This is a genomic window from Psychrobacter sp. PSP (genome assembly GCF_024085615.1).
Classification (GTDB): domain Bacteria; phylum Pseudomonadota; class Gammaproteobacteria; order Pseudomonadales; family Moraxellaceae; genus Psychrobacter; species Psychrobacter pacificensis.
The window spans coordinates 106,992-129,010 of the sequence record NZ_JABLTF010000006.1 but is presented as its reverse complement, the minus strand read 5'-3'; the positions used below and the strand labels follow the sequence as shown (position 1 = coordinate 129,010).

The 22,019-nt window shown below is 42.0% G+C and carries 15 protein-coding genes; 4 read left to right on the top strand and 11 right to left on the bottom strand.

From position 1 onward, the window contains the following. Positions 1–1,399 precede the first annotated feature (1,399 nt). The 4 genes from codB (at position 1,400) to HL061_RS01925 (ending at position 5,518) form a co-directional block, all read left to right on the top strand. Complete coding sequence (codB, locus tag HL061_RS01940) at positions 1,400–2,656, top strand: cytosine permease (protein WP_252962451.1); 1,257 nt, start codon at positions 1,400–1,402, stop codon at positions 2,654–2,656. 3 nt (positions 2,657–2,659) lie between these two features. Beyond that, entirely contained in the window at positions 2,660–3,808 is a 1,149-nt protein-coding gene (locus HL061_RS01935) for a PucR family transcriptional regulator (protein WP_252962450.1), read from the top strand. 35 nt (positions 3,809–3,843) lie between these two features. Continuing rightward, positions 3,844–5,094 carry a cytosine deaminase gene (codA, locus tag HL061_RS01930; protein WP_252962449.1) on the top strand — a complete coding sequence of 417 codons (1,251 nt, stop codon included), beginning with the start codon at positions 3,844–3,846 and terminating at the stop codon, positions 5,092–5,094. Between the two features lie 91 nt (positions 5,095–5,185). After that, positions 5,186–5,518 (top strand): YnfA family protein, encoded by a 333-nt coding sequence (locus HL061_RS01925; protein ID WP_201564455.1) that lies wholly within the window; start codon positions 5,186–5,188, stop codon positions 5,516–5,518. 12 nt (positions 5,519–5,530) lie between these two features. Here HL061_RS01925 and HL061_RS01920 read toward each other — a convergent pair whose 3' ends face one another. From HL061_RS01920 to HL061_RS01870, 11 genes are all read right to left on the bottom strand, one after another. After that, positions 5,531–6,157, bottom strand: a complete 627-nt coding sequence (locus HL061_RS01920; protein ID WP_252962448.1) for a SidA/IucD/PvdA family monooxygenase — start codon at positions 6,155–6,157, stop codon at positions 5,531–5,533. A 27-nt stretch (positions 6,158–6,184) separates the two neighbouring features. Next, positions 6,185–6,400, bottom strand: coding sequence for a transposase (locus HL061_RS01915; protein WP_252962447.1), 216 nt, complete (start codon positions 6,398–6,400; stop codon positions 6,185–6,187). Positions 6,401–6,421: 21 nt separating this feature from the next. Then, positions 6,422–7,000: a BLUF domain-containing protein gene (locus tag HL061_RS01910; RefSeq protein ID WP_252962446.1), complete on the bottom strand. Its 579-nt coding sequence runs from the start codon at positions 6,998–7,000 to the stop codon at positions 6,422–6,424. 234 nt (positions 7,001–7,234) lie between these two features. Then, a complete protein-coding gene (locus HL061_RS01905) occupies positions 7,235–9,682 on the bottom strand; it encodes a site-specific recombinase (RefSeq protein WP_071001636.1) in 2,448 nt (815 codons plus the stop codon). A 233-nt stretch (positions 9,683–9,915) separates the two neighbouring features. Then, positions 9,916–11,700 carry an acyl-CoA dehydrogenase C-terminal domain-containing protein gene (locus HL061_RS01900; protein WP_212564468.1) on the bottom strand — a complete coding sequence of 595 codons (1,785 nt, stop codon included), beginning with the start codon at positions 11,698–11,700 and terminating at the stop codon, positions 9,916–9,918. A 329-nt stretch (positions 11,701–12,029) separates the two neighbouring features. Continuing rightward, entirely contained in the window at positions 12,030–13,823 is a 1,794-nt protein-coding gene (locus tag HL061_RS01895; protein ID WP_071001634.1) for an acyl-CoA dehydrogenase C-terminal domain-containing protein, read from the bottom strand. Between the two features lie 494 nt (positions 13,824–14,317). Further along, positions 14,318–16,030: a GGDEF domain-containing phosphodiesterase gene (locus HL061_RS01890; protein WP_071001633.1), complete on the bottom strand. Its 1,713-nt coding sequence runs from the start codon at positions 16,028–16,030 to the stop codon at positions 14,318–14,320. A gap of 160 nt (positions 16,031–16,190) precedes the next feature. Then, positions 16,191–17,057 carry a 16S rRNA (uracil(1498)-N(3))-methyltransferase gene (locus HL061_RS01885; protein WP_071001632.1) on the bottom strand — a complete coding sequence of 289 codons (867 nt, stop codon included), beginning with the start codon at positions 17,055–17,057 and terminating at the stop codon, positions 16,191–16,193. Positions 17,058–17,354: 297 nt separating this feature from the next. After that, positions 17,355–18,203, bottom strand: a complete 849-nt coding sequence (gene metF, locus HL061_RS01880; protein ID WP_071001631.1) for a methylenetetrahydrofolate reductase [NAD(P)H] — start codon at positions 18,201–18,203, stop codon at positions 17,355–17,357. 13 nt (positions 18,204–18,216) lie between these two features. Further along, a complete protein-coding gene (gene ahcY / locus HL061_RS01875; protein ID WP_071001630.1) occupies positions 18,217–19,641 on the bottom strand; it encodes an adenosylhomocysteinase in 1,425 nt (474 codons plus the stop codon). Between the two features lie 334 nt (positions 19,642–19,975). Continuing rightward, positions 19,976–21,889, bottom strand: a complete 1,914-nt coding sequence (locus HL061_RS01870) for a TonB-dependent receptor (RefSeq protein WP_071003612.1) — start codon at positions 21,887–21,889, stop codon at positions 19,976–19,978. Between the last annotated feature and the right edge of the window lie 130 nt (positions 21,890–22,019).

The window sequence follows — 22,019 nt, the reverse complement described above, 5'->3', positions numbered from 1 at the left end:
TATTCATAATAAAATGACAGTCGAAGAATTGGCAGGTCAACTATTTCCGTATTTGACGATGGTTGAAGGATTGAAGTTATGCGCTCAAACCTTTAGCAAAGACGTTAAAGAGCTATCTTGCTGCGCAGGGTAATCATTTAACGGTAATGTACTTACAGAAATGTTAATGGAGTGCCATTAATAGCTGTTATTTCAAATAATTTTCTAGCGGTTTTTTCTCAAAATCTGAGACCTTCCTAAATTTTGTGTAAGTATTTAATCTAAACGTCAGTTACACAGAATCTGGGATGGTCTCCATAACAGTACTTATAGAAATCAAAAATAAGCTAATTCACTCTCGAAAAACTCACTGGATGTACACAACGAAGTACACCGATGTTGCTTCAATAACTCAAACTATTGCTATCATTAGCATACAGTCCAAGATTCAAGTCCTCACTAGGGGACCGAACCAGTGAAGGCACCTGATTGATTCGCCATAGGTATACTCAATAAAATTCAGAGGAGCAATAGACACTTTAAGAACAGCATGCGTTCCTGCGTCATTTAGTGTGATAGCGTACAAACGGTACTTAAATATCGGATACGCATGGAGAGCTCACAAGATTTTATAGGTCATTGGACAGAATATAGCCGCGGTAAAATTCCTACCAAGCTGTGATCATATTCCTACCAAGCTGCGGTAAAATTCCTACCGACTGAGGACTTTTTCAAACTCTGTACAACTAGAATTATCCCCGCAAGTCTCTGTTTCAATTGTAAATATTATTCGGGGCTGTCCTAACCATAACAATTTTATTTTGAGCTGACTATATATATTTCAGCTCTAACTTATCATAAAGAAGCCGAGATTTTTTATTAAGCTATTTATCTAGTGCATGGATTCAAATATTTTCTCAAGTTCACATGAACCCCTTCTCGTCCATTAATGATTTTTACATCAGTTATAGTTTCAATCCACTAGACTCCCTCACATAAGCTATTTCTAGCCCTCGTAAATCCGTCAGCGAAAGTTAATGAATTGGTAATTTTGCAAGAGATATACTTGCTATTACTTAGAGATTCTTGCATTCGAAATAAAACCCTCATGCTTTACCTTTCCGTTATTCATCTTCTTTTCAATTACTAAGCCTACAACAGTCCTAAAACTGTTTCATTCGGAACTGCTCTTACTTATTAGAGAGATCACCATGCACCATTTAAGGACATGCAAAGATTAATTTGGTGCATCCGTTCGCACTCTCCAAACAACCTCATTCCTCACTAAAACAGGTACTGTTCATATGGTACATTTACGGAAAGGGTTAATGATTGTTTTGTCACTTATTTTTTTCTTTTTAATATTGGCATAAAGGTTGCTATTTGTAAGTTACAACCTCCAAATTAGAGATATTGAATAATGAATCAATCTGACGACTACCCTTTGAGTGCTGTACCAACTGACAAGAGAAAAGGTTTATGGTCCATGATGTCAATATTATTGGGCTTTACATTTTTTACTTCTACAATGTGGGCAGGCGGTACACTTGGTAAATCATTTTCATTTTACGAGCTAATTTCTATTATATTCATAGGTAACTTATTGCTTGGATCTTATGCAGCAAGCTTAGGTTACATTGCATGTAAAACTGGTTTAAACACCGTGTTGTTAGGTCGATATTGTTTTGGACTAAATGGAAGTAAGTTATCTGACTTTGTATTAGGATTTACACAAATCGGTTGGTATGCATGGGGTACTGCGACGATTGCCATTATCATTGTCAAGTTGCTGGAATTACCAGATACATGGCTCACGCCATTGATGATCTTTTTTGGTTTTGGGTTTTGTATCAGTGCCTATATAGGCTATAAAGCGTTAGAAATTCTTTCAAAAGTCTCCGTACCTGCGATGCTATTTTTTATAGGCTTATGTTTTTACAAAGGCATTCTCGATATAGGTGGTATTTCCGAATTTATAGCTATTGAGCCCACGGAGAGTATGCCAATCGCAGCTGCAATTACCTTGGTATTTGGCACTTTTGTAAGTGGAGGCACGCAAGCGACAAATTGGAGCCGTTTTGCTAAATCAGGAAAAGTAGCGGTTATAAGTACTTTAGCAGCATTTTTTATTGGCAATGGCTTGATGGTATTTGTCGGTGCTTTTGGTACTGCTATCTATCAACAAGCGGATATCGTTGATGTGCTTGTTGCTCAAGGTTTCATGCTTGTCGCTATCCTAATGCTATTCACTAATATTTGGACTACCCAAGATAATACTATTTACAATTTTGCAGCTGCAGGATGCAACTTGTTCAGAACAGATAAAAGGCGTTTAGTCACCCTATTCGGTGCTGCATTAGGCACTGTATTAGCTGTCATGGGCATGTATAACATGCTAATACCCTTTCTAATACTTCTAGGGACCTTCATTCCACCAATTGGTGCGATTATCATGACAGATTTTTGGGTGAAATATAAAGGTAATATGCCAGATTTAAGCAGTATCGAATTACCAAAGTACAATATAGTTGGATTATCAGCTTACGTGATTGGTTCAGGTTGTGCTTACGCTTCACCTTGGATTGCTCCACTTGTTGGCATTATTACTTCTGCTATTGCTTATACAATATTATTGAAGCTCTCTACTGTAAAAACTCAACAAGAACAGAGTATTTAATTAATGATATCTATTGGATCGTTAAATCAAATAAGTGGACTAGAAGCTCTTCGATTTAGAGCCGGTCTGCAGGGCAGTAAAAATGCGATACGCTGGCCCTATATTGCAGAAAACACAGAGATTGAAAATTGGACAAAAGGTGGAGAGTTGATCTTTGTTACAGGGTTAAATTGGAAGTGGACTGTTCAAGAACTTATTACTCTCATTGAAAAAGCAAAAAAGCAATGTACGAGTGGGTTAGTGATTTTAACCCACTCACCCTATCTAGATACCATTCCTATTGAAGTTTTAGATTTTGCTAATGAACAACACTTTCCTATTTTTGAACAGCCTTATTCATTGCCAATGGTCAATGTTACCGAAATATTATCTAATGCGATCATTATGGATGGTCTCAATAATAAATCCAATCGTTGGTTTCTACGAAACTTAGCAGATAACCCAAGCATGTCTGAAATAGATTTGATTAAAGCCACAGAAATAGGACTTAATCTCGATCAACAGTTATCTGTCGCTTTTATTAAATTCAATCGTATTACTGATGAAGAGGTCATTAAAGGAGATTACTTAATTAGTCAGTTCATGCTGAACGAGGGTGTGCAACTTCCTATTACAGAGCTGCATCAAGGTTGGCTAGCGATTATGCCGACATCAGCAGAATACTGTGATGATAGTATGAAACGATGGAATCAACTGCATCAAAAACTGCTTGCATATGGCTTTCACTGCACTATTGGTGTTAGCGATGCAAAAGAATTAAAAGTCATTTATAAAGCAGTTTCACAGGCAAGGCAAAGTGCTAAATTTCATAGAGATAATGATAGAAACGAAGTTATACATTACAACTCGTTAGGTATTGCTCAGCTTTTTACTCATGTCGATAACAATGAAATTGAATCTTTTTGTCGTCAGTATCTAGGTGATATTTTCAACAAACACGATACTCAGAGTTTGGTTCTAAAAACTACTTTAGTTTGCTATTTTGATAATTTATGTTCGATGCGTCAGACAGCATTGGCAATGAATATACATAGAAACACTTTATCTAATCGATTACAAAAGATTGAAACGTTGACGGGTATTAATTTAAGCAATGCTCAGCAGCGACTAAGTTTACAAATAGCGCTCATTGCAGCTCGTTTCATCAGTTAAATTTTATAAAATATGATTATCAATTAGGAGATATTATGATTATTAACAATGCAAAACTTCGCGGTAAACAGGGCTTACATAGCATTGAATGCGAAAATGGAAGATTTGTAAGTATTATCGAGCAAGATGGCTTAGTCATTCCATTAGAGTCAAGTCTTGATGCAAAAATGAATTTACTGTCTGCTCCATTTGTTGAGCCTCATATTCACCTTGATGCTGTATTTACAGTAGGCGAGCCAAACTGGAATTTAAGTGGCACGTTGTTTGAAGGGATAGAGCGTTGGGCTGAACGTAAGCCAATGTTAACTAGCGAAGATGTTCAGCGAAGAGTATTAAAAGCCGTACAACTATTGGTCGAAAATGGCGTTCAACATATTCGAACACATGTTGATATTACCGATCCTGAATTAGTTGCCTTAAAAGCAATAGTCGCTTTAAAAGAAAAACTCAGTGCTTATATTGATTTACAAATAGTTGCATTCCCCCAAGAAGGTATTTTGTCCTTTCCCAACGGTAAGCAGCTAATGGAAAAAGCACTTGAACAAGGTGCTGATGTCATCGGTGGTATTCCTCATTTTGAATATACTAGAGAATATGGGGTTGAGTCGATGCGATGGATCATCGACCTTGCAGAAAAGCATGGAAAGTTAGTTGATGTCCATTGTGATGAAATCGACGATGGCGCATCAAGGTTTTTGGAGGTATTGGCTACAGCCGCTTTAGAAAAAGGAATTGGAGAACGAGTGACAGCAAGCCATACGACTGCAATGCACTCTTATAACAATGCGTATTGTTCCAAATTGTTTCGTTTACTAAAAAAATCTAAAATAAATTTTATTGCTCTTCCTACTGAAAATATGCATCTACAAGGACGATTTGATGGTTATCCTAAGATTCGAGGTATCACACGAGTTAAAGAGATAAAAGATGCTGGAATGAATATATGTTTCGGTCAAGACTCCATACAAGATCCATGGTATACACTAGGTAATGGAAAACTACTTCGTGTTCTAGACTCAGGGATTCACTCATGTCATATGATGGGATACGAGGATCTAGAAACTGCATTAGACTTAATTACAGATAATGGCGCTAAAACGCTTAATATATCTGAAAACTACGGTATAGAAGTAGGTAAACCTGCAAACTTTATTATTCTTGAAGGTAGCAATGATGTCGAAGTAATCCAAAAACAAGGTGATGTTTTATACTCTGTAAGAGAGGGAGAGATACTCATATCTAGACAACCTGCTACTCTGAATCAAACGATACCGTTAATTGAATAAAAGAATGGTTTTTTACGAGCCACTAAAAATGCGTTCAAGAGTATTTTCTTGGAGCCCATCCCTGATTCTGTGTAACTGGAGGGTAAGTTTTTTGTCTGAATTAAAAACAGTTGGGCTTTTTGCCATTACTGCATTAGCAGAGATTGTAGGTTGCTATTTGCCATACTTATGGCTGAGAGAAGGTAAGTCAATATGGCTACTTGTCCCTAGTGCGCTTAGTTTGGTCGCTTTTGTATGGTTGCTGACTTTACATCCAACCGCCGTTGGCAGAGTTTATGCCGCCTACGGTGGAGTGTATGTAACAATGGCAATTCTATGGTTATGGGCTGTTGATGGTATTCGACCAACGACATGGGACATATTAGGTACAGCAGTGGCACTTCTAGGTATGGCTATTATTATGTTTGCACCGCGCAATACATAGGATACGGTTGTTTTAACCATCACGTACTAAAAACTCCAATAGAGTGGGAACATTCTCTCTAGCACTGCGTCCAGCACCAATCAGAGTGGCAGAACCTGGGCTTGCCCAGTCACCATAACCAAACAACCATAACCGAGGCTCCTTGACCGCTTGCCCATCTTTAACTTGCACTTTTCCATCAGCTTCAAGGACATTTAAAGGTGCTAGATGGTCAAGATTTGGTTCAAACCCAGTACACCAAATAACGGCATCTATCGTTTCTTCACTACCATCAGCCCAAATGACGCCTTGTTGAGTAAATTGGCTGAACATAGGTACTGAATGTAAGATACCTTTGTCACGTGCCGCTTTGACGGGAGGCACCATGACGATATCACCGATACCGCCCTCAGGATCACCATTATTGCTGCCAGTAATACGTGCTGTCGCTCTTTCAAACAGGACACGTCCATCGACATCATCGGCTAAAAATAATGGGGGCTCACGTGTTACCCAGCTGGCGTTAGCCACTTCAGCCAGCTCCGCATAGATTTGTGCACCTGAATTACCACCACCTACTACCAATACGCGCTTATTTCTGTAGGCGTCTGGGCCTTCATAATGAGCGGAGTGGCATTGCTCCCCATGTAAATACCCCATTCTTAACACAACATCATCGTAGAATTATTAAGCCACCTGCCTGTACTCAGCAGGTGTCATATCATTAAGTGAATCATGGGGTCTTTCGTTGTTATAAACCTTGATCCAGTCTTCAGTCAGCATATTGACCTCGTTTAAATTGTTGAAAAGGTAGGCGGCTGTTCTAGCAGTCACTTCAGCCGTAAAAAACTCTAACAGCCTTCGCTGTATTTTTTTACTTAGTTTACAATGGGTTATCTTCATAAAAGTAGTCTAGCATAGTGCTTATCTACTACAGCCCCATAAGATATTATCTTGAGTTAACTTTTCTTCAAGCTCAGAGTAACCTAAGTCATCAAAGGTGATGTAGTTTGTGTCATGACTGATGTTAGAGTATTCGAACTTCCTCACACATTCAATAAAGTATTCAATAAACCAGTATGGCCAGTGTTCTGGTTTGAATGGTGAGATCTCTCCTAACTGCGCATGATCAGACAGTCTATGCCAATTGCTGGCGCTTAAGTTAAGACTGTGCATACGCCAATCTTCAAAGCGGCATTGACTGACCTGCTCAACAGCAACGACGTCTACTTTTTTATGGTTCCTATCTTTAAATATTCTTTGCATAAGAGAAAATACAACGTCTTTTGCGCCTTCTAAGCATTGAAGGAAGCTTTTTTCATCATTGCATAGAAAACCTGCAATTTTATTATTTTTATTGTAGACATGCGAGTGTCTTTGGATATGCTCAAATACAGATCTATCGGTGGTATTAACTCTACTAACATAGATGAGTCTTACAAGGGAGGTTGATGCAACGTCCTTCATAGATTCTTCCAGTTTGCTATGGCTGGCTATATTCATTCTTGTCCTTGTTTAGTGATCTATCCCAATATCTTATTGAGCCCGCTCTTCATTATTTTAGATGATTTTTGAATCCTAAGTTTGTTGAGCTGTGCGAGAGTTTTGCTTCTACGTCCATATTTTCAAGATTAAGGGGTAAAAGCTTTAGCTAAGTTGTGTGAGTGTTTCAGGCCTTGTACCAAATAGTTTTAATCTCAATAATTCACCAAGCATAAAGCCGCCCAAGCGAGCCTTTTAATCAGGCAGCTTTGGCGGCTTTTTAGGTTTTGGCAAAGGTGTTTTGGCATCGACAGTAGACTTGCCGTCAGCATCCGCATGATTTGACTTGTGACCAACAGTATCCTCATTATCGATGGTATTGAGCGTCTTGGTGACTTTGTCATATTGGATATCGTCGGTATAAGGCGTGCTATTTAGCTCTTCATCTGCCAGACCATCATCAAGATTGACAACCTTCTTAGGAGAGTTGTGAGGTTGGGTGTGATCGCCTTGTGGTTGACTGTCATAGTATATGTCTGTACTCGCTTCCGCGTTTTGCGCTACTGCTTGCTTAGACTCGGGTAATATTCTGACATCAGACAATCGGCGTACCACATAATTGCTTGGTATGGCTTTTCCATTTTTTTGTGCTGAAGTGTCATCAAATATCATGTGACCTTGACTATCGATTCGTGCATATTTCATTGGCTTGTCGCGTGGCCAGAAAAAGTCAGAAGGATGGCTAATGATATGTCCAAAAACTAGCTTTGTGAGACGACTCCATTCAAAGAAACGCACTTCTTTTGAACGTAAAGCAACAAATAACGCCAGCGAAAAACTGACTATCAAGTTGACCATACCAATAAGCGCCACACCCAATATAGAAATCAGAATGAGGCTCCAGCTGATGTCATCAGCAGATATATTGAACAATCCGTGTGCCAAGTTCGCTGATGCAAAAGCAATGTGGCGAATATCAATTGGTAAGCCGAATATGTAGCCGATGGTTGCTGTACTACCTAAGAAAACCCCGAATAAAAAGTTACCCATGATAGCGCCCAAGTTCGCTTCTATAAAGCCGCCTAAGCGCTTAAGCCATGATACAGGCAGTATATATTGTAGTAGTTTATGGCGTTGAATACGCGCACCTACTTTGTTATAGACCGCTAAATTGTCGTAATAACCGGCGATCAAACCCGCTAAGAACAAATATACGCCAGCGATAGCCGCATGAGGAAGCGCTAATGAGTGAAATGGATCCAAGTCATGGAGTAGATGACCTGCTTTTTCGGTACCAATCATCGGTGCGCCTGTGTACTGTAACCAAGCAAAAGAGATGATAAGTGCAACGGGTATCGCTAACATAACGTTGCCCATGATAGCGATGAACTGAGTACGTAAAATATCAACGACCAACTCTGATAGCTTATTTAGCTGATGAGACTTCTTGCCAGAGCCTTCAGATATAGTAGAAGCAATAGCAGCAGCGGTCATGGCTGGTTGCTTGGTAGCGACCGTTCCGCGAATCACGTGAATGAACACAAAGCCCAAGCCATAAATCATACTGTTAATAAATGCTCGACCCATCGGTGCGAGCGCCAATTGGTAAGCCAGTATTTTTATGGTGGCCATAAAGGCAATGACAAAACCGCCAATAGAGGCCTTTTTGAGCATCTTTTGATAGCCAGTCTTATCGGTGCTGATATAGTGTTCACCCACGCGACTGGCATTTTCAGTGACTTTACGTGACAGCAGTTTTGTGTTGTTATCAATCAAATGGCCAATGCTATAGCGGCGATTGGTAGTGGTGATCAGGGTCTGGATCAACTCAATGACGGCGCGATCTCTTCTTTGATTGTCGTCTGTGACAAGTTCTGTCAAGATACGCATGCGCTGCAAGCTTTGATCTAAGCGCAGCATCATATTGGTCAAACGAATAGAAATACCTGTTTTGTAGATCCGTTTGCGGATAGTCGCAACGATATCTTCGCATTGCTCAATCATAACCAGCAATGGCGCTGGATCAACGGCTTGCTCTGGGGTAATGTCGGTTAAGGTATCAAGCTCGTGCGCTTGTCTATATTGATTAACAAAGAGCACCGCTTCTTGGTTTTGAGCAACAAAAGAAGCAGAGTAGTTGAGCATCTGCGGATAAGAATCCATCAAATCAGGATGTAAGCCAAGACCGCTGATGCGATAAGACAAAATAATAATCGCATTCAAAATACTGTTTTTTGCCGTGGCAACCAAGTCTAGGTGTTTTTCTTCCACCCTCAGAAGCTGCACGAGTTCGTCCCATTTTTTTGTCTCAATATTGGCAAGCCAGCGCTCATCAGTACGCTTATCAAACAAGTAACCAACCAGTTCAACGACGGAGTCATCTTGAGGGAGTATCGGCAAAAACCGATGTCCGACCAATCGTCTTAAGCTATTAAAGAATCCTTGATCCGACATAATACCTGTATCGGTATATAGCGAGATTTGACGATATTGGATAATCAATTTCAGGACAAAGCTAGAGAGTCCATCGCCGTATTCTGGATGTTGATGGAGAATATCAATAAGGGTTTGAATGTTTTGGTTGGCTAAAGCAGGTTCTTTGTCGCTGACTCGTAGTTCATCGATCAAGCGTTTGAGCACCGCAGGATCGGGCACATCACTTAGGGCTGTAATCTGTTGTAATATGCGTTTTAATTCTGACACGTCGCACCCTTTATTGTGGTTGTTTCAATCGTTTTTATTATTTAACACTGTGCATGATATTGTTAGGAATCATGGCTTTTTATGGCACTTAAGTGACACCTTATCTTGCGCTATTTTAATCGTAACCACGCATCGATAGTGAATTATTTTGTTAGCAGTTATTTTGCCAAAAAAAAGGACAGTCATTGAACTGTCCTTTTTTCATGGTTTTATCGGGTCTTCATAATGAGCATTTAGCTGGCTGGTACATCAAAGTAGTCAAGATCAAAGTTCATCATCGGGTCACTACCAGCTTTGACCATCTGTGCATGCGCATTGATACGTGGCAAGATACGGCCAACGAAATAATCAGCAAGCTTGGCTTTGTTGGTGTAGAACTCACCCTCTTTGCCATTGGCGGCCTCGACCATCAACGCAAACATGTATGAGTAAGCAAGGTAGCCAAACGCATGCATGTAGTCAACCGCGCAGCCATTGATTTCGTTTTTGCGTTCGCCAATATTGTTCAGCACCGTTGTGGTGAGCTCTTCAATCGTATCCGCTGCATCTAAAGTAGCTTGTTTGATACCATGATCCGCTTGCATATTGTTAACAAAATCACGAATCTCACCCAAGAAATGGGTGACATATTTGCCGTTATTTTTTGCCACTTTACGGCCTAACAGATCAAGTGCCTGAATACCGTTGGTGCCTTCATAAATCTGCGCAATACGAGTATCACGAACGATTTGCTCCATACCCCATTCGCGGATATAACCATGACCGCCAAATACTTGCTGGCAATCAACCGTGGCTTCTAGTGCTTTGTCGGTTAAGAAGGCTTTGGCAACTGGCGTCAGTAGGGCAACGCGCGCCGCCGCGGCTTGAGCGGCCTCTGGGTCAGTACTAAACTTTTCTTCGTCAAGGTTTTTGGCGACATACATGGCAAAGCAGCGTGACGCTTCGGTGTTGGCTTTGGCATTTAGCAGCATGCGGCGCACATCAGCATGGTGGATGATGGCATCGGCAGGTTTTTCTGGGCTTTGGATTTGAGTGTCACTGCGACCCTGACCACGGTCATTGGCGTATAATGCTGCGTTTTGATAAGCCAGCTCAGAGCCACCAAGACCTTGCAGACCCATGGTCACACGCTCATAGTTCATCATAATAAACATAGAAGATAATCCGGTGTTTTCTGCGCCAACCATCCAGCCTTTGGCGTTATCAAAGTTCATCACGCAAGTGGCAGACGCTTTGATACCCATTTTGTGCTCGATAGAGCCAACCGCCAAGGTGTTGCGCTCGCCCAAGCTACCATCTTCATTGACCAAGAATTTTGGCACGACAAACAATGAAATGCCTTTTGAGCCTTCTGGCGCATTGGGGGTTTTTGCCAATACCAAATGAATGATATTGTCAGTGAGGTCATGCTCACCACCAGTGATAAAGATTTTGGTACCAGAGATATTATAGCTACCATCATCGTTTGGCACGGCTTTGGTTTTGATGATACCGAGGTCAGTACCCGCATGCGGCTCTGTCAAGCACATGGTACCAGACCATTCACCGTTATACATTTTTTCTAAGTAAGTCTGTTTTTGTTCTTCAGAGGCAGCGGCATTCAGACACAGCGTTGCACCGACGGTTAGGTTAGGGTATAGGGCAAACGATTGGTTGGCCGTAAAAACCATCTCTTCGGTGAGCATGGTAACCATTTTCGGGAAGCCTTGACCGCCGTATTCAGCGTTACCGCTTAAGCCAACCCAGCCTGATTCAGCATACTGTTTGTACGCGTCTTTAAAACCTGTTGGCGTAGTAACAACGCCGTCACCCTCAAAGGTTGCACCTTCTTCGTCACCGCTACGGTTGATAGGCAACAAAACGTTTTTTGACAGTTTTGCCATTTCTTCTAAAATCATATCGACGGTTTCGGTATCGACATGAGCTAGGTTTTCGTTATTTTGCCAAAATTGTGGCGCTTTAAATACATCATTTAATATAAAACGCATGTCATTAAGAGGGGCGTTATAAACAGCCATAAACATTCCTTTGGTTTAAATAGATAAAATTGGAGTTGTTAAGATTATCAACTGTTCTCTTGATGTAACCTTAGCGATTCATGTTCAAAGTTTAACAAATAAGCTTGTAGGCGGGTGTATTTCTTCGTGAATTGTGCGTGCACCAAAAGTTAGCAGCCACTATTGCAGTCATTGAGTAGGTTTTGGACAGAGCAACTACTTATAAAAAGCACGCGACTGGTTGCTATCAACGATCATAATCAGCATAGTAAGACCCATACCAAAAAAATCGGCAACACAGCTTGGTATGTTGCCGATAAAAATACGATATGAGAGGGATTTGGGGCTAATTAAAAAGCAAACTGGTCTACATCCATGCTCATGTATGGCTCAACGCCTGTGCTGATACGCTGTACATAGGTCGTGGTGCGTGGTAGTAGTTTAGTGAAATAGAACTGAGCCGTTTTAACCTTGGCATCATAGAATGCTTTTTCACCAGTGCCGTCGGCAATAGCGGTTTGAGCAACCAATGCCATACGCGCCCATAAATAAGCCAAAGTTACATAACCACTAAAGTACATGTAATCAACCGCGGCAGCGCCAACAGCGTCTGGGTTTTCGGTGGCTTGCATGCCAATACGTGATGTTAGATCACCCCATTCTTTGACATGTTTGGCAAGCGGGCGGATGAACTGACCCATCTCGTCATTGTCTTTGTGCTCTTGGCAGAACGTCTGGATAATTTTGACAAAGTTTGCAAGTAGTTTGCCTTGCGAGCCCAGCACTTTACGTCCAAGAAGATCAAGAGCTTGGATCTCAGTGGTGCCTTCGTATAGGCAAGCAATACGGGTATCACGGACGTTTTGCTCCATGCCCCATTCACTGATAAAGCCATGACCACCATACACTTGGACGCCGTGATTGGCAGCTTCGAGCCCCGTTTCAGTCAAGAAAGCTTTAGCAATCGGTGTCAATAGTGACAGCATTTGGTCAGCAAACTTCAGGTCATCGCCTTCGCCTTTGGCAACGGTATCGGCAAAGTGTGAGAGGTAATAAACCAATGCGCGACCACCTTCGGCAAAGGCTTTTTCGGTCAACAGCATGTTGCGAACGGCTGGATGAACGATGATTGGGTCAGCGACTTTTTCTGGCGCTTTGGCACCTGATAGTGAGCGCATCGCTAGGCGGTCTTTTGCGTAAGTCAATGAGCCTTGGAACGCGTACTCTGCTGCAGTCAAACCTTGAACTGCTGTACCGATACGAGCGACGTTCATAAAGGTAAACATGCACTGTAAACCGCGGTTTTCTGGGCCAATCAAGTAGCCTTTTGCACCATCAAAGTTCATCACGCAAGTCGCTGAGGCTTTGATACCCATTTTGTGCTCAATAGAGCCACAGACGACGTTGTTGTTTTCGCCAAGGCTGTTGTCTTCATTGACCAACACTTTAGGTACGATAAACAGTGAGATGCCTTTGGTGCCAGCAGGCGCGCCTGGTAGACGGGCTAGAACGATATGAATGATGTTGTCGGTGAGGTCGTGCTCGCCTGCTGAGATGAAGATTTTTTGACCGGTGATGCTATAAGTACCGTCATCATTTGGCTCAGCTTTGGTACGGATAATACCCAAGTCAGAGCCTGCGTGGGCTTCTGTCAAGCACATGGTGCCTGACCATTCGCCGGTGACCATTTTTTCTAGGTAAGTTTGTTTTTGCTCATCAGTGCCATGGTGCTCGATGGTTTGAATTGCGCCATGCGATAGGCCAGGATACATAGAAAATGACCAGTTAGCCGTACCGACCATCTCATTGATGACCGTTGATAGTGAGAACGGCATGTTTTGACCACCAAACTCTTCTTCAGCAGATAAAGCAGGGAAGCCAAGCTCACAGTACTGCTTATAAGCTTCTTTAAAGCCTTTTGGCGTGGTGACCTTACCATTGTCAAACTTACAGCCTTCTGCATCGCCGCTTTGGTTCAGTGGTGACAACTCGTTTTCAGCAAAGCTTGCAGCCATTTCAAATAGGCTGTCCATTAGCTCGCGGTCAGCTTCTTGGAACGCTGGTAATGTTTTGTAGTGGCTTTCACTATCGAGTAGTTCATGCATCACGAACTGAATATCACGTAAGGGCGCTTTGTATTGCATAACTTCCTGTCCTTTTTAGAATGTAACCGATCATAGCCAACAATGAGCATATGGCCGCACTATCCTCTAGTGCGTTATTCTTACCTAGCCAGTCTGGAAATCTAAATAAATGATAAACAGTGAAGCAGGTCAACCATGCTATCGATTACATAAAATAGTGTTGAAAAGAGTGGTGATTGTCAGAGTCAAAGAAAGATTAAATGTGCTCTAACAAATTCACTATAAAAGATAGGCTTTCATTAGCGATTATACAAGTTTGGTGAAAGCACTGATAAGTCATGAACCTGTCTTGCATCGATTGTGCAATCAACGTTAGGCCTCAATCTGAATCATTAATAACCCTATGAAACATTGACCGATATACAATAGGACAGATCAAAGATTCAGAGTTATATCAGCCAATTTTCATCATAAAAATAACGTTCACATAAAGAAAAACCGCTTTAGAGTCAAAGTCGCCAATAAACGGTTTTATGATACCCAGAAAACAAGAGCTATTCGGTGGCATACTGTTTGACCAGCATCTCAGTGGCCACATCAGCGGGCACAGGTTTGCCAAACCAATAGCCTTGTCCATTTTTGCAGCCCATATCGAGCAACACATCGCGCTGCTGTTCGGTTTCTATACCTTCTGCCACCACATGCATGTTTAGAGCATCTGCCAAGTCTAGAATGGCTTTTACAATGGCATGCTGAGTACGGTCGGTATCAATTTTTGAGATAAAACTTTTATCAATTTTGATAAAGTCAAAGGGGTAGTCTTGCAGATAACTCAAGGATGCATAGCCCGTACCAAAATCATCTAAGGCAAGACGGACGCCCAATTCTTTGAGAGAGTTGAGTTGTTTTCTGACATCATCATGGCGCTGAATCAAAGAGGATTCAGTCACTTCGATATGCAACTGACACGCCGCAATATTGTGCTCTACCAATAGGCCGCTCACCATGTCAAAAAATTCAGGATGACTAAATTCGGCCGCATCGGCATTGATGCAGATATGCTGACAAAACCCTTGCTGTTGCCATTCAGATAACTGCTTGGCAATCTTGTTAGCCATCTGTGAAAACAGCTCAAACGAGAGCTTATGGGTCAAAATAGCATCGATAAAATGTTTTGGTTTTAGTAGACCGCGAGTGGGATGTTGCCAGCGAACTAGGGCTTCAAACCCTGTGATAATCCCCGTATCCAATAAGAATTTTGGTTGATAATACGGTATGAACTGTCCTTCAGCCGATGCTGCTCTCAGATCGGCTTCTAACTGTAGGCTACCTGAAGTGGCTTCCTCAATCGTTTTGTCATACCAACGGATATCATCGCCGCCGTGTTGTTTGACATACTGTAAGGCTTTTTCTGCTTTGCTCAACAGTCCTGTTACCTGAGCATCATTTTTGGGAAAGTAACTGACGCCTACAGAAATATGGCAGTAGATATTTGAATTTGTGGCCGCGTTTCCATTCATTGTGAAGGGTATCTCGCACATCTGCATGAGCGTATCTAATTGATGACGTACCATATTGCCATCTTGACACTCAAACAATAACGCAAAGTCATCCCCGCCAAAGTGGGAAAAGCAGCGTAAATGCTCTAAATGGAGCTCTTTGATACGTTTCACAAACTTCTGTATTAAAGTGTTTATTCCCTCAGATCCCAGCAAGCTTGCCAGATTGCGATAGCGGTCTATATTGAGACGTACAATCACAACTTCTTGATAGGTGTCTAATAAAACGTCACTGGCCTGACTCAAAAACACTTTGCGATTGGGCAATCCAGTGAGTTGATCGTAGTTGAGTAAATGAGCAACCTGCTTTTTGTCTTTAACGACGGCAGACATGTCACGTAGCATACCTACATGAAACACCGTTTGGTCGATACAAATTTTACGATAGGTGATTTGGCAATCGATCGTCTCACCATAGCGATTGGCCATGGAAAAATCCAACTTGTAGAAACCTGACTCTCTTAAATTATCCTTAATCTCTTTTAGGATAAGCTGCTCTTCTTCTGACAAAAATTCAGCCGCGTAAATACCGAGTGGACGACCGACCAAAAAGGATTCTTTATAGCCAATCATAAGCTCATAGCTGGCATTGACAGATAGATAGCGTAAATTACTGTCTAGCACAAAAATAGCATCTTCGATCTGCTCACACAGTTGGGCCATGAGTCGCTGTTTAATCGATACTGGAATGGGGTCAAAGTTGCTCATAATAATGTTTCACAAAAAATAAAGGCTTATAAAAAATAAGTACTGTGATTCAATTTACTAAATTAAAACTAAGATCACTTTTGATTCTACAGAGTATAAAACAAAAGTTCTATTTTAAAGTGTCTATAAATGATAGTAAATCTCATTAATAATACTGATTTTAACCATACAAAGCGAGTAAAGTAGTCAATGCAACCACGGGTGCTGTCTCTGTACGTAATACCCTACTGCCAATTTGCCAAGGCATAAAACCTACAGATTCGGCTTTTTGACATTCATCGTCACTGAGACCTCCTTCAGGACCAATCAATAGTTCAATATAGGGAGACTCTTGCTTGAGAACTGAGGCCAGTTTCTCGGGTTTTGCAGGTTGTCCTGCTGCTGGCACACTCATCTGCATACGTAGATTTGCAGCGCTACGTAGCACTTGATAATAAGTGTCTTGGCTGAGTATAGAGACGATAGGACTGACCAATGTTGCTGTATTCAACGCATCAGACGCAGGTTGATTCAGCCATTCATTGATAGATAGTGGGGCAAGTATCAGAGGTGGGCGATTCAGGCCGCATTGCTCGCAGGCTGCTATAGCGACTTGTTGCCAGTGAGCCAGTTTTTTCTCGATTTGTGCAGGTTTCAGATTGACCTCGCCATGATGACTACTAAGCAGTTGAATAGCCGTGACGCCAAGCTCGGTTGCTTTTTGTACCGCATAATCCATACGCTCGCCGCGACTCATTACTAAGCCGATTTTACTAATAATAGGCGCCGTACGATCATCCTTTAGATGAGTGAGGAGGGTAGCCGTCGCGTTTTTTTTACTGATTGCTTTTAGCTCTACTTTATATTCACCACCAAATCCATCGAACAAGATACCTTGATCACCGATATTTGCACGCAGCACTCGGCACCAATGATGGACGATGCTGTCTGGCAACTCAACGTGGCTCCCTAGAGGTAGGTCACCCAACTTAGGTAAAGGCATAGCATCAATATTGTCGTTATTAATGGCATAAAAAAAACGTCGCACTTGGTCTTATTCCTATTATTTGATTGTGAGTGGTTATTATTGACCCAATAGAATATCACTTGATGCCACGAAAGGCATTCCTTTTATGATACTTACTGCCAGATAACAGCGCTCAACGGATAAACGACATTATCATATAGTCAGAAAAATTTAAGAAATACATTAAGATGAAATGTGTTTTTTGATACATGAATGTCCAGTAGATAAAATTTTCCAATAAAAAAACTGGCACTCCGAAGAGCGCCAGTTAGTTATAAATTCATTATATACTTGTTTAATTATCAAGATTATCAAGTATTAAACAGTAAGTCCTAATGCTTCAACCAAGCGTTTATTTGGCTCAACTTTGTTCATGCTATAAAAATGCATGGCTGGCACGCCTTCGCTCATTAAGCGCTCACATAAGCGATACACCACATCAAAACCAAACTCGCGAATAGATTTGCTGTCATCGCCAAAATCCGCCAATTGCTTGCGCACATAACGCGGAATATCAGCGCCGCAGCTATCAGCAAAGCGTATCAGGTTACTAGAGTTGGTGATCGGCATGATGCCAGCTACCAATGGCTGGGCAATGGTATCGATACCGCGTTTTTCTAACGTGTCACGCAAATACAGATAGCTGTCTGCATTGTAGAAAAACTGCGTAATTGATGCATTGGCACCAGCGCGGTACTTATTCACCAAGTTGTCAACATCAAACTCAAAGCTACGCGCTTGTGGATGCATCTCAGGATAGGCCGCCACTTCGATATGGAAGTGATCGCCTGAGTACTCACGAATGAACTTGACCAAATCTACTGCAAATGGCAGCTCACCCATACCCACCTGACCGGATGGCAAATCGCCACGTAGTGCGACAAGACGTCTGATGCCTAGGCTTTTATAAAACTCAAGTAACTCAGCGATTTGCGCTTTGTCATCGCCGATACAAGACATATGCGGCGCAATTTCAGTCTCACTGCGCGCACTTAGTGCTTGTACGATGTCTAAGGTACGGCTACGAGTTGACCCGCCCGCACCGTAGGTCACCGAAAAATACGCCGGTGACAACTTATTTAGCTCATCATAAGTGCTAAGAAGCTTTTCGTGACCTTGCTCAGTTTTTGCAGGAAAGAACTCAAAGGAGAAAGCAGGCTTACTCACAGTCAGGCTCCTTTTAGTATTTATAAGTGTCAGGTTTGAATGGACCTTCGACAGGCACACCCAAATATTCAGCTTGCTTTTGGGTCAGCTTAGTCAATGTACCGTTAAAGCCTGCAACCATAGCAGCGGCCACTTCTTCGTCCAACTTCTTAGGCAATACTTTTACGTATAAGTTATCAAAGCGCTCATCAGTCGGCAGATCAGCGAACTTTTCTTCGAACAGATACATTTGAGCCAATACTTGGTTGGCAAATGAGCCGTCCATGACGCGTGATGGGTGACCAGTAGCATTACCTAAGTTCACTAGACGACCTTCAGCAAGCAAGATCAAATAATCGTTTTCATCGTCTGAGCGGAATACTTGATGCACCTGTGGCTTGATCTCAACCCAGCGCCAGTTATCACGCATAAACTGAGTATCAATCTCGGTATCAAAGTGACCAATGTTACATACAACCGCACCAGGCTTAAGAGCAGCTAGCATATGACGGTCACAAACGTGATAGTTACCAGTCGTGGTGACAATCAAGTCTGTGTCTTCAAGCAAGCGTTTATTGATATTGTCCGCGCCGCCAGTGTTGTCACCGTCAATGTATGGTGATAATACTTCGAAGCCATCCATACATGCCTGCATGGCACAGATAGGATCCACTTCTGACACACGTACGATCATGCCTTCTTGGCGTAAGCTTTGCGTAGAACCTTTACCTACATCGCCGTAACCGATAACCAAAGCGCGGCGACCAGCAAGGAACATATCGGTAGCACGTTTGATAGCATCGTTTAAGCTATGACGGCAACCGTATTTGTTGTCATTTTTAGACTTGGTAACTGCATCGTTGACGTTGATGGCAGGCACCTTTAATGTACCTTTATTCAACATCTCAACCAAACGGTGTACACCAGTGGTGGTCTCTTCTGAGATACCATGGATAATATCGAGCATTTGCGGATAGTCATTGTGAACAAGAGCTGTCAAATCACCGCCATCATCTAAGATTAAGTTGGCATCCCACAGCTGACCTGAGGCTTCGCCGCCAACGTGTACTTGCTGGCGTAGGCACCATTCGTACTCTTCTTCTGTTTCGCCTTTCCACGCATAAACAGGGATGCCAGCAGCAGCAATCGCAGCAGCAGCATGGTCTTGGGTCGAAAAGATATTACATGAGGTCCAGCGGACTTCCGCACCTAGTGCGACTAGTGTCTCGATGAGGACAGCAGTCTGAATAGTCATGTGGATACAGCCAGCGATTTTCGCGCCTTTTAGCGGCTGGTCTGCTTCGTAGCGACGACGCAAGCCCATTAGGGCAGGCATTTCAGCTTCGGCAAGGGTAATTTCACGGCGGCCATAATCAGCAAGGCTGATGTCAGCGACTTTATAGTCAGTAAAAGAGGGATCGATCGTATGGGCAGAGGGTGTAGTAGACACTGCGTCCATAATATGCTCCTATCAGTGGTTAACGAATGATAAAAAGAATAAAAACGCAGGTGCCGTTGTTTGCGCTGTTGATGACCAAGAATAGGTAGCCAACAGTTAACCGAGCCTAACATAACCTGTGACTGCATAACGATAGAATGTTAATGCGGTAAATCACTGTTATGGCGCAACACCTCTCGGAGGTCGTTATTGTAATAGATGAGTGGTTAATTGTCACCTTTTGCTTGATATAAATAGTAAGCGTTTGGAGTATTTACTCATACAAAAAAAGGCCATCGATTGATGACCTTAATTTATTTTGATAATGATAGGATTTTTATACTGCTAGACAGGCTTAGAACCAGTTATAGGTTAAAGAGGTGAAAAAGTTAGTACCGTCAGTATTATAGCCAATATCTGTTATATAATCTTCGTTAGTGATGTTGTTTAAGCGTGCCGTCATAGACAAGTTATCAGTAAGCTTATAGTTACCACTGATGTTCAGCAATCCATAATTGTCTACAAATTGAGCGTCAGTATTGGTAATTCTGCTGTAATAGTCTCCCACATACTGATATTCAGCGCGTATATCTAAACTTGGTAAACGGTAGCCTATGTAGACTAATCCTTTATGTTCAGGACGATAAGGAAGGTGGTTACCACTGTAATCTATGGCATTCTGACTAAAATCTACTCTGCCAGTATAGTCACTCTTATCTTTAGCATCTTGATAGTCATAGCTACCACCAAATAAATAGCTATCAATAACCCAATCAGATGTTAATGATACACCTCTAATTTCAGCTTTATCTACATTGACAGCTGTGCCTTCTGGAAACGAAATTAGATCATCAACATCATTATAATAGCCAGTCAGCCGTGTAGCTTGTAATGGTGTGCTGTATTCAACAAAGGCTTCATAGTTGTCGCTGGTTTCCGGCTGTAGATCAGGGTTGCCACCATATCCAGGGTATATATCATTGAACGTAGGTGCGCGGAACCCTTTTGCGTAGCTGGTACCAATACGCCATTCAGGGTTAATATGGTAGGCGCCGCCGAAATTATAAGTGGTTTCATCACCATATTGTGAGTTGTCATCAAAACGTATATTAGCTTGGGCATCGAACTGGTTAGTTGCCAAAACATAGCCTAAAAAGGTACTGGTCACATCGCGATCATCAATGTCATATTCACTACTATCTAGGCTTTGATTTAGGTACTCAACGCCGTAAACGCCTTGGCCGACCGCAAGTTGATGTTGACCTACTAAGCTGATTTGATCTTGTTTGCTGTCAAACACTCCACCGTATTCGCTAGAAGAGTCACTTTTATCAATTGAGTGACCATACTGTAATTTAAGTGAAGAGCCTGGTAGATAACGCCAATCTACGTATGCTTGAGCGCTACCGTTTTCTTGATCAGCATGAGCATTCTCATAATCACCATCATCAAAATCGGTAGTGGATTTACTGTACAAAGCACTGGCGCCTGCCAACCATTGATCATTAATACGTTGATTTAAAGCAATACTTACGTTGTCGCTTTCAAATCCATCTTCATCTTTATTATAACCAACTGCATTAGGCAGCTTGGCGCTAATGCCGTCATCTTCATTGTGACTAGCTGACAAACTCAATGTCGTGCCAGTCTCGTTAGCGAACTGTGCGCTAGCACCGTATAAGTATTGATCATTTGAGCCGACACCAGCGGTAACTGACATACTGCTTCGATTTATATTGCCGCCTTTAGTGAATACTTGAATGACACCGCCCATCGCATCCGCACCGTAGATGCTAGAACCTGATGCTCCATAGAGAACTTCAATTCGATCAATTTGATCAGCAGGTAGCAAGTTTAACGCGGCGCCGCCCGCACTTAACGAGCTATACCGTATACCATCAATAAGTACTAATATTTGTTTATTATCATAACCGCGCATATAAAAATTTGAGGTAGTCCCTGAGCCGCCATTGGTGTAATGACTGAACCCTGGCTGACGTTTTAAAACGTCAAGTGCCGTCTGACCTTGATAACGCTGTAGCTCTTCCTTATCAATCACGCGAGTTTGTGCAATCACATTACTGGTTTTGGTAGGCGTACGCGTGGCTGTTACGACAATTTTGTCAAGCTCAACTTGGGGCATCTCGCTATCGTTAGTATTGATTATCTCAGGGGTCGCCGCCATTGCTGTGTTGACTGCAAATAAACCAAGCGTGCTTAAGATACTTAGGCGAAGATAGGTACGTGAAGATGAACGTGATAAAGACATGGTCAATTCCAAAATAATCAAATTAAAAAATACAGACATAAAAAATAACTATTAAGACGTAAAAGGTGTCAAAAGTTACAAAAAACAGTATATAAGCAAAACTGCGCTCATTATCTACAAAAGTTCCGCC

What these genes read in the sequence shown, in the direction of transcription:
- HL061_RS01935 (WP_252962450.1), top strand. Translation starts at nt 2,660, where the DNA reads ATGATATCTATTGGATCGTTAAATCAAATAAGTGGACTAGAAGCTCTT.
- HL061_RS01920 (WP_252962448.1), bottom strand. Translation starts at nt 6,157, where the DNA reads ATGGGGTATTTACATGGGGAGCAATGCCACTCCGCTCATTATGAAGGC.
- HL061_RS01890 (WP_071001633.1), bottom strand. Translation starts at nt 16,030, where the DNA reads ATGAGCAACTTTGACCCCATTCCAGTATCGATTAAACAGCGACTCATG.
- HL061_RS01900 (WP_212564468.1), bottom strand. Translation starts at nt 11,700, where the DNA reads ATGGCTGTTTATAACGCCCCTCTTAATGACATGCGTTTTATATTAAAT.
- codA (WP_252962449.1), top strand. Translation starts at nt 3,844, where the DNA reads ATGATTATTAACAATGCAAAACTTCGCGGTAAACAGGGCTTACATAGC.
- HL061_RS01870 (WP_071003612.1), bottom strand. Translation starts at nt 21,889, where the DNA reads ATGTCTTTATCACGTTCATCTTCACGTACCTATCTTCGCCTAAGTATC.
- codB (WP_252962451.1), top strand. Translation starts at nt 1,400, where the DNA reads ATGAATCAATCTGACGACTACCCTTTGAGTGCTGTACCAACTGACAAG.
- HL061_RS01910 (WP_252962446.1), bottom strand. Translation starts at nt 7,000, where the DNA reads ATGAATATAGCCAGCCATAGCAAACTGGAAGAATCTATGAAGGACGTT.
- HL061_RS01895 (WP_071001634.1), bottom strand. Translation starts at nt 13,823, where the DNA reads ATGCAATACAAAGCGCCCTTACGTGATATTCAGTTCGTGATGCATGAA.
- HL061_RS01915 (WP_252962447.1), bottom strand. Translation starts at nt 6,400, where the DNA reads ATGAAGATAACCCATTGTAAACTAAGTAAAAAAATACAGCGAAGGCTG.
- ahcY (WP_071001630.1), bottom strand. Translation starts at nt 19,641, where the DNA reads ATGGACGCAGTGTCTACTACACCCTCTGCCCATACGATCGATCCCTCT.